This window comes from Emticicia fontis (assembly GCF_054779675.1).
On record NZ_BAAGXU010000007.1, the window covers coordinates 77,247 to 92,872 of the forward strand.

A 15,626-nucleotide genomic window follows, 5' to 3' on the forward strand; every position below is an offset into this window, starting at 1 on the left:
ATCGGTTGATTTTGGGCTGAAAGACTATATATTTTCTCTGGCAAAAATAAAGCAGATTTTCCTTGTTCCGTATTCATTTGGGTCTGAAATTCGCCCCCATCTAACACATGGTTTATGAATACTGAACTACTCTCACGCATACAGTTTGCCTTCACTGTTGCCTTTCATTATATATATCCTCCTTTGAGTATCGGTTTGGGCATTGTCATGGTCATTATGGAGGGTCTTTATCTTCGTACAGGCAAGCCGGTTTACGAACAAATGACCCGTTTCTGGATACGTATCTTCGCCCTGATTTTTGGTATTGGGGTAGCCACAGGCATTGTTATGGAATTTGAATTCGGAACCAACTGGGCGGTCTATTCGCGCTATGTTGGCGATATTTTTGGCAGCGCACTGGCCGCTGAAGGTATCTTTGCCTTTGCACTGGAATCAGGCTTTTTAGGGATTCTCATTTTTGGCTGGAATCGGGTGAGCCCGCGGGTACATTTCTTTGCCACTTTAATGGTCGCTTTAGGTTCAATGTTTTCGGCCATCTGGATTGTAGTAGCCAATTCATGGCAACAGACTCCGGCAGGTTTTAAAATTGAGGGAGAGGGCATGAAAGCCCGGGCAGTCATAACCGATTTCTGGGAAATGGTCTTTAATCCATCAAGCATGGACAGGCTTTCACACGTTATTATCGGGGCATTTCTGGCTGGTTCTTTTCTGGTGCTGAGTGTCAATGCCTATTATATTCTGAGAAACAAGCACCTTGAAATGGCCAAATCAGGCTTCAAGATTGCCCTGGTGGTTGCTACGATTTCTTCATTAATGCAATTACTTACCGGGCATCATTCAGCCGATGGGGTAGCCAAAAACCAGCCAGCCAAGCTGGCGGCTTTTGAGGGGCACTATGATTCTCTGGCCGTTGCCGATATGTATCTGATGGGTTGGGTGAATAATAAGACCCAGAAGGTAAGTGGAATCAGCGTTCCCGGAGGATTAAGCTATCTGATTCATCAGGATTTCAAAAAGCCTGTCACAGGTTTGAATGCCTTCAAGAAAGAAGACCGTCCTTCAGCTGTTAATTTCGTTTTTCAGACTTACCATCTCATGGTAGCCATTGGCATGACCTTAATCGGTCTTACATTGCTGGCTTCCTTTCTTTGGTGGCGAGGGAAATTATTTGAACAACGATGGCTGCTTCACATTTTTGCGTGGGCAGTTTTATTACCCCAGATAGCCAATCAATTGGGCTGGTATTCGGCTGAGGTCGGGCGACAACCCTGGGTGGTATATAATCTATTGAGAACTTCCGATGCCTTGTCGCAATCACTGAAAGCCGAGCAGGTATTGTTTTCTTTGATTTTGTTTACTTTAGTCTATGCCCTTTTGTTTGTGCTGTTCCTGTATCTGCTCAACAAGAAAATAAAACATGGACTTGAAGCGCATGATGAAATGATTCCTGAGTATTCGAAACGTGATAACCCGATTTTAAAATAATGGAAACAATACTTGGACTCAATCTGGCCACCTGGTGGTTTCTGGTAATTGGTGGTATATTCAGTGGCTATGCCATTCTGGATGGGTTTGATCTGGGGGCAGGTGCGCTGCATTTGTTTTTCAACAAAGAAGAGAGCCGCCGCAAAGCCCTCAATGCCATTGGCCCCGTATGGGATGGCAACGAAGTATGGCTGGTAATAGGCGGAGGTGCTTTGTTTGCTGGTTTCCCCTTGGTATATGCCACCATCTTTTCGGCTTTCTACGAGCCTTTTATGATATTTCTGGTGATGCTCATTTTCAGAGCCATTTCTATTGAATTCCGCTCAAAAGAACCGATGCTCTGGTGGCGCAAAGCCTGGGATATCAGTTATAGTGTATCAAGCATTATTCTGACTTTATCATTGGGGCTTATCCTGGGCAATATCATTCAGGGATTAGCCCTTGATGAGAACTTTGTTTACAGAGGCACTTTAGGTGATTTTTTCAATCCGTATGCAATCATGATAGCCTTTACTACGCTGGGCTTATTTATGATGCACGGGGCTATCTATCTGGTAATGAAGACCGAGAACAGACTTTATGCTAAGCTGACGGTTATAGTAAAAAACACCACTATCTTTTTTGTATTGATGTTTGCCCTCACTTCAGTCGTGACACTTTTATATGTGCCTCACATGGCTGAGCGCTATAAAGAAGTGCCCTATATGTTTGCCTTTCCGGTTCTGGCTATTCTGGCGGTTTTTAATATTACACGGCAAATTGCCAGACGCAAATATCGCTACGCCTTTATGTCGTCAGCATTTGTTACGGCTATGTTGATGGTATTAGTAGCTGTCGGGCTTTTTCCGAATATCATTTTATCAAGCATTGACCCTGCCTATAGCATCACGGTACATAATGGATCATCGACTGATAAATCCTTGAAAATCATTCTGCTATTTGCGGTGATAGGCGTACCAATTGTGGCTACTTATACTACCTTCGTTTTCTGGACATTCAGAGGGAAAGTAAAACTGGACGACGCAAGTTATTAATCCACCATAAATCTCATTAATCCATGCAAAGCATCTTCACAACTTTAGTAGGTACCTGGTTTATCTGTTACACCAACTTCCCGATGTGGCTCAAAGGAGACAAAACCCATCCGACATTTAACTATACCATCACCACGCATAAAGGAAAAAAAGTATTGCTCGATGAAGTGAAATACCTCAAAAAAGGCAAAGAAAAAACCATTACAGGTTATGATTTTCAGGATGAAAAGGATAGCACTGCCTTCACCTGGCGCGGAAAAGGCATCTTAGGCTTACTCAAAAGCGAATGGCGTGTAGCCTTGATAGACTCTAAAGGCCAATGGGCCGTAATTGCCTTTTCTAAAACTTTATTTACTCCAGCGGGGGTTGACATTATCAGCCGAACACCAGAGATTTCTGAGGCTACCTTGCGAGAAATTAAGGGCTTGATGGAAAAGGATGAGGAGTTGAGGGGGTATTTAAGTACGATTCAGGAATTGAAAAACTGAATCTAAAAGAATTTTGATAATTCTATTTAAATAATAATTATAAAATATGCTATCTGTTTTTAACTTGTCTCTCTATTTGCCAACCTTTTAAGCTAATTTTAATTCTAACTTAATTACTTTCTAAGTTATTCATTTCACCTTGCACGGGTAAATTAAAATCACGTTTAGCTATCATTGGAAAAAAGGAATATACTTATTGTTGAAGACGACCGTCGGATTTCGGATAATCTGGTAAAGGGCTTAGAAAAAAAGGGCTTTTTAACAGAGGTGGCTTTTGACGGGCACGTGGGACTAAAAAAAGCCCTTTCCGAGCCTTTTGACCTGGTTATTCTTGATATTAACCTACCTCTGATGAACGGTTTTGATGTATGTTTTGCCATCAGAGGGCAAAAGACCACACTACCCATATTAATGCTGACAGCTTTTGGCGAGGTAGAAGACAAAGTAGAAGGATTAGACAACGGTGCTGATGATTATATAGTAAAACCCTTCGATTTCAGAGAATTATTTGCCCGCGTCAATGCTTTATTACGACGCAACTCCCATGCACCGATAAGAGCCATCAAGGAAGTTTTACGGGTGGCCGACCTCGAGATTCATCTGGATAAAAAAGTGGCGGTGCGCTCAGGTAAAATGATTGACCTGACCGCCCGTGAATTTGCCTTATTAGAATATCTGGTCAGAAACCGTGGACGGGTACTTTCTAAAATGGATATAGCCGAAAATGTATGGGATCTGAATTTTGATTCAAGCACAAATATCATTGAGGTATATATCAACTATCTGCGTAAAAAAATCGACAAGGATTATGAGCCTAAACTAATCCATACCAAATCTGGTTTAGGATATGTTTTGCGGGAAGAATGAGTTTTTGCAAAGGGCATAGGAAAAACCGAAAAATGTAAAACCTAAAATGGTGTTTGACGTGCGCTTTCAGTGCGAAGTAATAATTGAAATATAAGAATCACTCAATCACACATTCGCTCATTCACTAAATTTTCATGAAAATCAGATATAAGATTGTTTGGCAGTTTTCTTTGATTGTGGCTTTTAATCTGCTGATTTTTTCTGGTTTTATCTATTATAGAGAAGACCAGAAACGTCAGGAAACCTTTCGGGGCAGATTAAGCAAAAGAGCCATTACTACTGCCCGATTATTGTTTGATGTAAAAGGTTTCTCGCCGGAGCTAATCCGGATTATGGATAAAACCTCTGTCAACCGTCTGGATGGAGAAGAGGTTTATATTTTCAATACAAAAAATCACCTGGTTTTCTCGAATGCTGAAACTGTGCCCAAGGATTTTGATATAGCCCTGCTCGACAGAATAAAGATGGAGAGCACTGTCGAGTTTAAAATCAATGACCGTGAAAACCTTGGAATTCTGTTTGATGGTAAGTTTGACAACTTCATTGTGATAGAATCCGGTATTGATGTAGACGGAGAAAGCAACCTGAAAAGCCTCCGCCAGACATTACTAATCAGCTTTTTGCTGATTATTCTCGTGGTAATCATCAGCGGGATGTTTTTTGCCGGACAAGCACTACGACCCATCATGGCTATCAATCAGCAAATAGACCAGATAACTGCCCAGAATCTGCGAAAGCGGGTAAACGAGGGCAAGAACAAAGATGAAATAGCCGAACTAGCGCATAATTTTAACCAGATGCTCAACAGGCTCGAACTGGGTTTTGAACAACAACGCAGTTTTGTCTCTCATGCTTCGCACGAGTTACGCACACCTTTGGCAGGTATCAAATCTGAAGTGCAATTAGGGTTAGAGGAAAAACTAAGCTCAGTTGAATATGAAAAAATCCTGCATAATATTCTGGAAGATACCGATAAGCTGATTTTACTATCGAATAGCCTGCTGCAAATGGCGCGGCCAATTGATAATTTTCATCTGTCTAAAATCGAGAATATCCGCATTGAAGAAATCATTCTTACCTTGCTGAATGAACTGAAAAGCAATAAGCCGGATGCAATCATCAAAACAAACTTCGTGAATATCCCGCCTGAAGAGTATTTCACCATCGTGAAAGGCAATGAATCTCTGCTCAAAAATGCTTTTCTGAATCTTTTGGACAATGCCGTTAAATACAGCAATCATCAACCAGTAGAGGTGCTGATAGATTTTAATGAAAAAGATATTATTGTTCAGATAGTCGACAAAGGTATCGGGATTCCACAAACAGACTTACCCAATATTTTCGAGCCTTTTTATCGTGGCGAAAATGCCTTTGAAATGCAGGGCTTTGGCGTGGGCTTAGCTATCTGCCAGAAAATCATAGAACTCCACAGTGGCCGCATTACCGTAGCAAGCCAGCCTGGCGAAGGCTCTGCTTTCACAATTTTTTTACCTCATCTGACTCTTTAAGAATTTTTTAATGTCGTACTAAGGACTTTCTAAGGATGTGAACAGACTTTTGTTTCTGCACATGCACCAATAGGAGTTTTTGATAACACCTGCCTTAATTTTCCTTTGTAAATGAAGAAAAAGTATTTGTTTGTCAGTTGTCTGTTGATTCAGGGTTTTGCTTTTAGCCAACAGGTAATACCCACACCACAAAAAATAGGTCTGACCGAAGCCATTGACCTGGCGGTCAAGAATTATCCTGCTATCAAAGCCAAAAGAGCCGAGAAAAATATAGCAGAATTTGCCCTGAAAGCCGCTCAGACGGAAGGTCTGCCTGATGTAATTGCCCAACACCAATATCAACTGGCAACCAACAATAGCCTTGCCGGAGCCGTTTTCCCGCTACAAAGTCCATTCCCATCGGTTTCAGGTGGTATCCGTCCCGAAAACATTTATCAGCCCGTCTGGGGTAGTTTTACCAATCTCCAAGTAAACTGGCAGGCTTTTACTTTCGGCAAAATAAAAGCCAATATTGAGGTTGCTCAGAAAACAGTCACTCGCCAGCAGTTCGACTACGAAAACGAGATTTTTCAGCAACAGGTAAAGGTGATAGATGCTTATCTGGCACTATTGGTTTTTCAGAAAACGGTCAGGATACAGGAAGTAAATCTGCAAAGAGCCATTACATTCAAAGATGCTACCAATGCCAAGGTAATTTCAGGCTTACGGGCAGGTATCGATAGCTCATTTGCCAATGCCGAGGTTTCTAAGGCGAAGCTCCTACTCTTACAAAGCCAGCAGAACGAGCGCACGCAGCGCATTCGTTTAGGGCAATTAATGGGCTCAGCCAATGGCAATATGGCTGCCGATTCTATGCAGTTTTACCAGCAATTACCCACACTGCTAAAAGATTTCCCTGATATAGCACAGAATCCGCTGCTCAAAGTTTATAGCTCGCAGATTGACTTAATCAAATCTCGTGCTGTTGCCATCAGAAGGTCATATTATCCAAGCATTGTTTTGAATGCTTCTGTCTGGGGCAGAGGTTCGGGGGTAAGTAATTCGGGTGATTCATATAGTTCTAAGCTCTTAGATGGTATCAGCTATCAGGTAGGCAATTACTTGTTAGGCATCGGTGTCAGTTGGAATCTGACTCGTATTTATAACATTCGCCATCAGGTTTCGGCTGAGCAACAAAGAGCCGAACAGTTTCAGCTTTTATTACAGGAAGAAGAACTACGGCTGAATAGCCAGAGTGAAAATGCCAATATACAGATTGAACTGGCTATGGAGCAGGCGCTTGAAGCCCCTATGCAAACCTCAGCTGCCCGTGGTGCTTTTCAGCAGGCTACTGCCCGCTATGAATCTGGTTTAGCTACCTTACCCGAGGTTTCACAAGCCTTTCTCTTACTTAACAGGGCAGAAGTCGACCAGTCAATTGCAGTAAACAATGTCTGGCGGGCTTTATTGTTAAAGGCTGCTTCGGTTGGCAATCTGTCTATCTTCCTTAATCAGGTTAATAATAAATAAGAATGAATTTAACACCCATCTGCCCGGCAGAAAATAAAAATCGCTTGATATGGTAAGGCTTGCATTAAAAAGACCCATCACAATACTCGTGTTATTTCTCGGATTGCTCCTGTTTGGTATCATGGCAATCCTGAAAATACCAATTGATATTTTTCCACAATTGAATCTGCCAACTATTTATGTCATGGAGTCATACGGTGGTATGTCGCCTCAACAAATGGAAGGTTTCTTTGCTACCCGTATGCAGGAGCAGTTCCTGTATATCAACGGGGTTAAAACCATTGAAAGTAAGAATATACAGGGGCTTACGTTTATCAAACTTTCGTTTTATGAAAATACCGATATGGCCGAGGCATCGGCTCAGGTAGCCTTACAGGTAAACCGTGCTTCAAAATTCTTCCCGCCGGGCGCTTTACCCCCACAGGTAATTCGTTTTGATGCTTCGTCTATGCCTGTCGGTCAGTTGGTATTTGATAGTAAGACTAAATCGCTCAAAGAAATGTACGATTTAGCCTCTACCTATATCCGCCCGATGTTTGGTACAGTACCCGGTCTTACTGCGCCTCATGCTTTGGGAGCTAATTCAAGGTCGATAGTAGTGAATGTTGACCCAGAAAAACTCCGAAGATACAATCTTTCTCCAGACCAGGTTGTGGAATCCATTGCGAAAAACAATGCCATGACCCCCTCGGGCAACCTGCGTATCAATGATTTAATGTACGTAACGAGTGTAAACTCATTGGAAGAAAAAGTTCAGCACTTTGAAGACATACCCCTGAGTATCAGTGGCTCAGCTACTGTTTTTATACACGATGTAGCCACAGTATCTGATGCAGCCGACGTAACGGTAGATTATGCCCTGGTCAATGGCAAGCGCTCTATTTATATTCCGATAGTGAAAACTGCCGATGCCTCAACCTGGTCAGTAGTACAAGGCTTAAGAGCTAAATTGCCTGAAATGAAGGCTCTGTTACCAGACGATGTCAATATCAGTTATGAGTTCGACCAGTCTGTATTCGTAATAAATGCCGTAAAGAGCTTAATGACCGAGGGTATTCTGGGGGCAGTTCTGACAGGAATCATGGTATTGCTTTTTCTGAAAGACTGGCGTAGTAGTCTGGTAGTAATTATCACAATTCCGATTTCGATTCTGATAGGTTTATTATTCTTAAAACTGGCTGGGCAAACCGTTAATATCATGACACTGAGTGGTCTGGCATTAGCCATTGGGGTATTAGTGGATCAGGCTACAGTAACGATTGAAAATATCCATCAGCATCTCGAAATGGAAAAAACTAAAAAGCAGGCGATACTGGATGCCTGTGAAGAAATCTCCTTCCCGCTACTCTTAATCCTGCTTTGTATTCTGGCGGTGTTTGCCCCATCATTTGTGATGACGGGCGTACCAAAAGCCATGTTTCTGCCTTTATCTCTATCCATTGGGTTTTCGATGATTGTCTCTTTCGTGGCAGCACAAACCCTTGTGCCTGTTATTTCTAACTGGTTGTTGAAAGAAGAAATGTTTCAATATCATCATACCAAATTCCATGCGCATGCAGGTCTGGCGCTAGATGGCGGAGAGATTGATGAAATAGATGAACACACCCGACAGGATACCAAACATGGAGATGATAATTCATTTTTCCAGAGAGTAAAAGTAAGCCTGGCAAACCTTCTGGAAAGATGGATGCGCAGCAGAAAACTGATTGTGAGTTTTTACTTACTCCTGACATTGGTTGCTTCGGGTATCTGCTTTTTCATTATCGGTAAAGACCTATTGCCTAAAACCAATAATGGACAGGTGCAATTACGTATCAAAGAACCAGAAGGCACAAGGCTTGAAAAAACCGAACGTGATGTAAAAGGTATCTTAGCCATTATGGACTCAACCATCAAGGGTAAAGTGGAGATTTCTTCGGTTTATATCGGCATTATTCCGAGTAGTTATGGTTCAAGTAACCTCTATGTCTTTAATAGTGGAACACACGAAGCCATTATGCAGGCTAATATGGGAGAAGATTTTAAGGGTAATCTGGATGATTTAAAAGACGAGCTTCGGGCCAATATCAAAAAAGCCTATCCAAAAATCAGAATATCTTTTGAGCCTATTGAGCTGACCGAGAAAATCATGGCTCAGGGAGCATCTACCCCTATTGAAGTGCGGGTAATAGGCAAGAATTTTGAGGATATAAAAGCCTACTCAAGAAGATTGGTTGACAGTCTTAAACAGGTAAGTTACCTGCGTGATGTACAGATAGCCCAACCGCTCAAATTCCCTGTCATTAAAATCAATATCGACCGATTCAGGCTGGCGCAGATGGGGCTGAACCTGCAAGAGGTAGCCCGAAGTATTACGGATGCTACTTCATCCAGCCGCTTTACCGAAAAAGTACAATGGCTCGACCAGAAAGTTTCCTACACCTATCAGGTGCAGGTACAAGTTCCGGAATACCTCATGAACTCGATGGAGCAATTACAGTCTATCTCATTGGTAAAAGGCAAAGCCCGTCCGGTGCTGTCAGATATAGCTCAGATGTCGATTGATACACTTCCGGGACAATACGACCGCACGGGGCCAAGAAGATTCCTGACCGTAAGTGCCAATATCTATAAAAAAGACCTGGGCGAAGCGGCTGCCACTGTAAAGAAAACCATAGATAAATTAGGACAGCCCGCCAAAGGCACGGTTGTAGAAGTAAAAGGGATGGCATCATTGCTAACCGAAACGCTTGACTCTCTTCAAACAGGCTTAGGTGTAGCTATTATTGTGGTGCTGCTATTATTAGCCGCCAATTACCAATCATTTGGGGTAGCCTTCTCTGTCTTATCAACGGTTCCGGCGGTATTACTGGGGTCTTTACTATTATTGATGGCTACCGGTGCTACCCTTAATCTCCAGTCTTATATGGGCATCATCATGAGTATCGGGGTATCAGTAGCCAATGCCATCCTGATTGTGACCAACGCCGAATCTCTACGGCTTAGCTATCAAAATCCGTTCAAGGCAGCCGTAACAGCCGCAAGTGTTCGTTTCCGCCCAATCTTAATGACCAGTTTGGCCATGATTGCCGGAATGATACCTATGGCGAGCGGGCTTGGAGAGGCAGGTGAGCAATCGGCACCACTCGGCAGAGCCGTTATCGGCGGCTTGATATTCTCTACGTTTGCCTCACTCTTAATTGTACCGCTGGTCTATGGCTGGATTCAACAAAAAGCATCTTTCAAATCAGTTTCCTTATTACCCGACAATGAAAACACAAGCATTTAACATCCATATGAAATACTGTCTGATAGTAGTATTGGCAAGCGTAATACTAAGCGCCTGTACTGAAAACAAAGCCGAAGAAAAGAAAGTAGAAAGCCCGAAATCTTCGGCTCCTGTTTACCAGTTTGCTACTGTTGAAAGCGGTGGCGTACCTACTACGCTGAAACTTCCTGCGCAATTAATGGCCTATCAGGAAGTGAGCCTTTTTCCGAAAGTAAATGGCTATGTAAAAAGTGTATTGGTCGACCTCGGCTCACACGTAAGCAAAGGCAGCTTATTGATGGAACTGGAAGCCCCTGAGTTGGAGCAGGCAGCCTTATTGGCTAAAGAAAAATATGCCAAAGCCAATGCAGATTTTTCGATTGATAAAGAGCATTACCAACGTTTGCTCGAAGCCTCAAAAACCAAAGGTGCTATTTCTCCGATGGATTTATCGACCATCAAAGCTAAAATGAATGCAGATACCGCTTTGGTCAATGCCGAAAAGGCTAACTGGGATATGCAAAAGGCCATGTTAAGCTACCTGAAGGTAACAGCGCCTTTTAGTGGCGTGATTACAGAGCGGAATATCCACCCCGGTGCTTTGGTAAGCGCGATGGCGAAAGATAAATCCATGCTTGAATTAAAACAGATAGAGCACCTACGCTTACAGGTAGAAGTACCGGAGCATCTGGCAGTGAATCTGCATGAACATGATACCTTATCGTTCTACGTGAGCGCCTTGCAAGGGAAAAAACTCAAAGGCAAAATCAGCAGAAAATCAAGCAATATCAGTTCGCAACTCAGAAGCGAAAAAATTGAAGTAGATGTGTTGAACGGTTCAGGAGTGCTGTCGTCAGGAATGTATGCCGATGTATTGTTGTATTCAAAAGGCAATAAGAATGCGCTGATTGTACCAAAATCTGCCGTAGTGACCTCTACCGAACGCAAATATGTATTAGTATCTACTAACGGGAACATCCGAAAAATAGATGTAAGCACCGGAAACCAGACACTTGACCGCGTAGAAGTATATGGCGACTTGCAAAGTGGCGATCAGGTGATTATTAACGCTACTGACGAAATAAAGGAAACGACTAATTAATAAGCACACAGAGTCAGGCAGAAATAGCAATGAGCAAACGATTATTGATACTGTGGCTATGTATGTACTGTTTTGCTTGTGAAAAGGGCGAAATGGTAAAGCCTTACGCTTACCTGAGCGTGAAGTTTATAGAAGACGAAGACTATGTATTAATGGAACGTATAGAGTGTAGTTGGTTGCCCGACAAAAAACAGGCAAGCCTGAACGCCTATGGTTTCAGAAACGAGCATTTTTCCATCTACCTGCCTGATCTGACACAGACGGGCAGGTACCCTAATCTTGCTATTAAAAATATCTTTTATAGTGATGGCTCCGACTTTAACCCAATCAAAGTTGACAGCGGGTTTCTGGAAATTACCCAAATGGATTCAACCAGGATCGGAGGCACTTTCAAGGTAATACTGGAAGACGAATACAACGGAATTGAGCATCGGATGATTGTAGGTAATTTTGTTATTTATGGTCGGTGAGGATATATGTTATAAAAACACCCTGATTAAATAAATCGTGGTGAAGCCAATTAGTGAAGTGTTGGACGTATCACTATTTTTAAAACTACAACCAACAAATACTTTTCAATACCAACTAATAAAATCAGGTATTTATACTTGTCTTCTACCTGAATATAATTTCTACTTTTACAGACCGACAACAAGCGCTGGCTTGAAATTGGGATAATAATCTACCAATCTCATTCTATCTATTAAAAATGAACCTAATTTTACACCCATCGGTGGGTATTGCCAGGCTAGGCAATAGTACCACCGAAATCTGCCTTGCCCCCACAACCATTGGAGGTCTGCCTTATGATGCCGATAATAATGGTAATGCCACCGGACCTATCTCACAATTTAAAGATGCCACAGGTCTGATTAAAAGACAAGGCCAGCCTTTCAGTATTTATGATGAAAATGGCGAGGAAATAACGCTTGACTCTCCGAATATCCAATCCATTGAATGGACAGTGCATTTGGCCAGTAAGAAAGCTGAATGGTATCAATATTCCGAACTTCAGGGAAACCTATTATATGGCCAAAGCAATAGCTACCAGAATCAGAATATTCCATTGCGGAATCCTGATGTTACGGGGCAGGCAAGACAAACCTTATTCATTGATCCGGGTCCGAGAAGCATTACCGGCCGTGATCAATCCATCGGATTCAGCCAGGATACTGTTCCCGCAGGTTATCCGGCTCAGTATCCAAGCCAGAACCCTAAATATGGATCAGCAGTAACAACTCTGGGTAATTTATTAACCGATAAATCAGGCAGGCTTGTAGTTTTAGGTGGCTATGGCAATGCCGGAGGTGACGAACCTCTGACAAGCTACGGGGGCTCAAGCACCTGGCATGATGATATTTCTGACGGACCAGTCTATTGCAATGTAATTTATACTGATGGCACTTCTGTTGCACTAAGTGCCTGGATAATAGTGGGTTCGCCTGACTTTGCACCTGAGATTGTAAATATTTCTAACCTGAGTGATACGATGTTTGATGTAGGCGTGAGATGTTTTGATCTTGTACCCGATATGTGTAAAGGTGGAGAATGGAATACGGGCTACTGTGCTAATTTCCAACGTGATATTCTTCCTATTATTAATAGAATCAGCCGATACCAGTGGGTAGCCAACGTTCAGCCGATGATGGCCTTTACCAGCAATGCTTTTGATTATTCCGATCCATCAGAAGATAATCTTGAAAATCGTCAGGCTTATTACGCTTATTTCAGACAAGCCGATGCACAACCGCCCAATCCGGATTATCTTCCGCAGGAACAACTTTTCAAAATGGACGGTGATGCCCGATTCCCGATGATGATTCTGAACTCAGGCAGCAATTCGGTGAGCAATATCAATATCATGAAGTTCATGGCCTTAAATGATACGCAATTGTTTTTGATGGGACAATGGGCAAATGGTAATTTTACCAATGATAAGAATTATACTCCATATTCTGTAAGCCCGATGGATTCTGCCAGTGTGGGTAATTGTGTGGGGCTTCCGATGTGTCCGGGTATAGAAGTAACCTGGAGTATGCAAAACCCTGCGGTTTATGAGTCTCCGTATATTATTAAGCATTATCAGGATGAAGCCTATTACTTTGCAAACGGCCTGACCCCGACGCGGGACGAATGCGAAGGTGGAGGCTGTGAGCCGGGTGATCTTACCAAAAGAATGGCTTGTCCTTGGCAGGCTGATTTCTTCCAGTGTACGATCCAATATATTAACTTTACAGACCCCTCTGTCAATAAAATTACAGATCCAAATGGAGATACAGTTCCACTACCTCCGACCTATTATACTTATTGGTGGCCACCTCAAAGCCCTTGGGATGTATTAGTAGGTGAGTTTACAGCAGAGGGGCAGGCCAAAACCAATGTGCCTGCCGGACAGCAGATGAACTATGCCCGAGGTATCAATAGTTTTACGCAAATGGTTGAATACTGGTACTCGTTGGGCTTTATCAGAGATGTGAACGGTGGCAACAAAACCTATCCTTATCTGGTGGAGACTGAGCGAAATAACGACCTTTTCACCTTTGAAAACATGCCTGTCGGCAATGTCAGTCATAATCCTGCTGACGATGAGACAACCATTCCTGTATTTTTCATAGAACCTGATAAGGAAAAAGTCAAGAGAAAAAGCCTGAAAGGGGCATTACTCGTGAGTTTTCTGGAAGAAAAAGCATTCAAAACTATTGAAACCGTAGGTTTGCTCAAACCTCGTTCAGGAACCAGAAACAGAAGATAATGGCAAAAAGTATAAGAACAGATGTGCTCATTGCTGGTGCTGGGCCTGCCGGAACTGCCGCAGCAATGAGCATTCTGCATTATTCATCGTTAAAAGTAGCAATCGTTGAAAATTCTTCTTTCGAAAACCTGAAAGTTGGAGAACAGGTGAGTAGCAGTATTTTTGATATTCTGGCTTATATCGGTATCAAACGAGAAGATTTTGATAAAGATTGCTTTCTGGATGGCTATGGCTCTATGGCGGCCTGGGGCAGTGAAAATATGAGATCAAGGCATTCAATTTTTTCTCTGAACGGACAAAGCTATCAACTTGACCGCGAGAAATTCGACTTGCATCTTGTGGAAAGAGCTGCACAGGCAGGAGCACAGATAATGCCCAGAAGTCGCGTTAAACTATTAGGACAAACCTCGGATGGGAAATGGAATGTTAAAATTGAACACGAAACGCAAGGAGAAATCCTGTTACACTCCAGATACCTGATAGATGCTACCGGGCGCCAATCAAGTATTAGCAGGCAATTAGGCATCAATACAGTGAAAGCTGACAGTCTTGTTGGTGTGGGTACTTTTGCCACTTTTCATTCTGACCAGCAGCTCATGCAGGAGATTTATTTGGAAACTATGAGTGAGGGTTGGTGGTATTGCTCGGCGCTACCCAACGCTCGTGTCAACATCACCTTTTTTACCGATGCGGATATAGCAAAGAATCTTCAGTTGCAAAAAAATGAGAACTGGAATTATTTGCTTTCTCAAACAAAGCATATCAAAAAGCTTTTAAGAAACGCAAACGCCGAAGGACAATTATGGATCAGAAATGCGTTCTCTCAGGTTGTAGAATCATACCAGCGACAGAATTTCCTGGCCATTGGAGATGCTGCTGTGTCTTTTGATCCCATTTCATCAATGGGAATAGGTTTTGCTCTTACCTCAGGTTGTAATGGTGCCAGGACCTTAATCGATTTCAACAACGGTCATCAATCAGCAATTTTAACTTACCGGAACGATCTCAAAGCTATTTACAATCAATTTCTTGAACAAAAATGTGAGTTTTACAGAAAGGAATTCCGGTGGAAGGATGCGCCATTCTGGATGAGACGACATTCCTTACCATTAGAGAATAGATGGAATAAAGAAACAACCTTTTTTGCGGTACAATAAAACCAATTGCAGCATATGTCAAACATGATATTTCCAGAACAGGTATTGGAGGAAATAGCTATACGTGGTCGAATGGCTTAGGAATTTCTTATCAGCTATTCTTGCGGCAAAGAACCTGACCACTAATATTACAAGCAACTTTAATGTGTACGCCTCAATGCAGATTAATGCGGATAATAATATCACTTCCCTACGAACCTAAGCTATCAGGCAGATAAAGCAATTATACTTATATCAGGATTTATGGCAGATAGTGGGGCTGCATATAAAGATAAAGCTTAGCCGCTTTTACACTGCTAAGCTTTATCCTTGAATTTCCTACAAGATAGTTCTTATTACTATCAATTATTACACCCTTGTATCTGAGCCTTGAAAACACTTCCTGTTGCTGACTCAAATCCCGGATTCAGTACAATTGATTTCCCCGCATTGTAAGTCACATTGGCAGGTGATATAATCTTATTATCTGCATTAATC

At 42.3% G+C, this 15,626-nt stretch carries 12 protein-coding genes; 11 read left to right on the forward strand and 1 reads right to left on the reverse strand.

Annotation, left to right across the window (positions count from 1 at the left end; all coding sequences use genetic code 11):
• Positions 1 to 114: 114 nt before the first annotated feature.
• The 11 genes from ACYVFA_RS05640 (at position 115) to lodB (ending at position 15,149) form a co-directional block, all read left to right on the forward strand.
• Entirely contained in the window at positions 115 to 1,485 is a 1,371-nt protein-coding gene (locus tag ACYVFA_RS05640; RefSeq protein WP_460470833.1) for a cytochrome ubiquinol oxidase subunit I, read from the forward strand.
• A complete protein-coding gene (gene cydB, locus ACYVFA_RS05645; RefSeq protein ID WP_460470834.1) occupies positions 1,485 to 2,519 on the forward strand; it encodes a cytochrome d ubiquinol oxidase subunit II in 1,035 nt (344 codons plus the stop codon). The genes ACYVFA_RS05640 and cydB overlap by 1 nt, the downstream gene beginning before the upstream one ends.
• A 23-nt stretch (positions 2,520 to 2,542) precedes the next feature.
• Positions 2,543 to 3,007, forward strand: coding sequence for a lipocalin/fatty acid-binding family protein (locus ACYVFA_RS05650; protein ID WP_460470835.1), 465 nt, complete (start codon positions 2,543 to 2,545; stop codon positions 3,005 to 3,007).
• 174 nt (positions 3,008 to 3,181) lie between these two features.
• On the forward strand, positions 3,182 to 3,874 hold the full coding sequence (locus tag ACYVFA_RS05655) for a response regulator transcription factor (protein ID WP_460470836.1): 693 nt from the start codon (positions 3,182 to 3,184) through the stop codon (positions 3,872 to 3,874).
• Between the two features lie 134 nt (positions 3,875 to 4,008).
• Positions 4,009 to 5,382, forward strand: coding sequence for a sensor histidine kinase (locus tag ACYVFA_RS05660; protein ID WP_460470837.1), 1,374 nt, complete (start codon positions 4,009 to 4,011; stop codon positions 5,380 to 5,382).
• A gap of 111 nt (positions 5,383 to 5,493) precedes the next feature.
• Entirely contained in the window at positions 5,494 to 6,891 is a 1,398-nt protein-coding gene (locus ACYVFA_RS05665) for a TolC family protein (RefSeq protein WP_460470838.1), read from the forward strand.
• A gap of 49 nt (positions 6,892 to 6,940) precedes the next feature.
• Positions 6,941 to 10,159: an efflux RND transporter permease subunit gene (locus ACYVFA_RS05670; protein ID WP_460470839.1), complete on the forward strand. Its 3,219-nt coding sequence runs from the start codon at positions 6,941 to 6,943 to the stop codon at positions 10,157 to 10,159.
• Complete coding sequence (locus ACYVFA_RS05675) at positions 10,140 to 11,240, forward strand: efflux RND transporter periplasmic adaptor subunit (RefSeq protein WP_460470840.1); 1,101 nt, start codon at positions 10,140 to 10,142, stop codon at positions 11,238 to 11,240. Before ACYVFA_RS05670 ends, ACYVFA_RS05675 begins: the two co-directional genes overlap by 20 nt.
• A gap of 29 nt (positions 11,241 to 11,269) precedes the next feature.
• Positions 11,270 to 11,710 carry a hypothetical protein gene (locus tag ACYVFA_RS05680; protein ID WP_460470841.1) on the forward strand — a complete coding sequence of 147 codons (441 nt, stop codon included), beginning with the start codon at positions 11,270 to 11,272 and terminating at the stop codon, positions 11,708 to 11,710.
• A gap of 239 nt (positions 11,711 to 11,949) precedes the next feature.
• Positions 11,950 to 13,992: a CTQ-dependent lysine 6-oxidase LodA gene (gene lodA, locus ACYVFA_RS05685; protein WP_460470842.1), complete on the forward strand. Its 2,043-nt coding sequence runs from the start codon at positions 11,950 to 11,952 to the stop codon at positions 13,990 to 13,992.
• Entirely contained in the window at positions 13,992 to 15,149 is a 1,158-nt protein-coding gene (lodB, locus tag ACYVFA_RS05690; RefSeq protein WP_460470843.1) for a lysine-epsilon-oxidase maturase LodB, read from the forward strand. Before lodA ends, lodB begins: the two co-directional genes overlap by 1 nt.
• Positions 15,150 to 15,490: 341 nt before the next feature.
• Here lodB and ACYVFA_RS05695 read toward each other — a convergent pair whose 3' ends face one another.
• Positions 15,491 to 15,625, reverse strand: coding sequence for a 3-coathanger stack domain-containing protein (locus ACYVFA_RS05695; RefSeq protein WP_460470845.1), 135 nt, complete (start codon positions 15,623 to 15,625; stop codon positions 15,491 to 15,493).
• Position 15,626 lies beyond the last annotated feature (1 nt).